This window comes from Devosia riboflavina, from assembly GCF_000743575.1.
In the GTDB taxonomy this organism is placed as follows: domain Bacteria; phylum Pseudomonadota; class Alphaproteobacteria; order Rhizobiales; family Devosiaceae; genus Devosia; species Devosia riboflavina.
This window is the reverse complement of sequence record NZ_JQGC01000085.1, coordinates 1-591: the sequence shown is the minus strand read 5'-3', so window position 1 is coordinate 591 and position 591 is coordinate 1. Positions and strand designations below refer to the sequence as shown.

The window sequence follows — 591 nt, the reverse complement described above, 5'->3', positions numbered from 1 at the left end:
ATGCACTTTCGCGCCTTCCGTCTCGGCGAAAATGCGGTCGTGGCTGGCAACGGCAATGATTTCGGCACGCAGGAAAAGTTTTGGCGTACCCTTCCACGTCAGCATGGTGTCGTCGCCATCGATCATGGTCTCCCCGACCACGCCCGTTGCGTCGACCCAGACCAGCCTGTCCCCGTCTGCGCCGCGCACTTCCGCACGTGCCTCGATCTCGCCGGCCGACACTTCCCCGCCCATGGGCACCTCGCCAATGAAGATCGCCAGATGCGGCCCGGTCGGGCTTTCGGTGACATAGCCCCTGCCCGCCTTCATCGCCTTGAGGATTTCGTCCTCGGAAAGCTCGGGGAGGTAAAGCACCGTCGTCGGCCGTCCGACCACGAACGGCCCCTCCGGCAGCAGCCGGTCCGGCTGGTGGAAATCGCTGCCGCCGATGGCCGAGATACGCAGGCCGCGCGCCAGCCGTTCCTGATAGCGCGCCAGCGCGATCCAGTTATAGGCCAGCCACGCCGTCTGCCAGACCTCCTGCAGGTCGGCATCGGGTAGCTCGTAATCCCAGGGGATGGTCGGCTTGTCGTGGTTGATCGAGAGCAACCC

Annotated in this window: 1 protein-coding gene; it reads right to left on the bottom strand. The window is 65.1% G+C overall.

Annotation, left to right across the window (positions count from 1 at the left end):
• On the bottom strand, positions 1 to 591 hold a 591-nt coding region (locus JP75_RS26730), incomplete at both ends, for a CehA/McbA family metallohydrolase (RefSeq protein ID WP_035087982.1).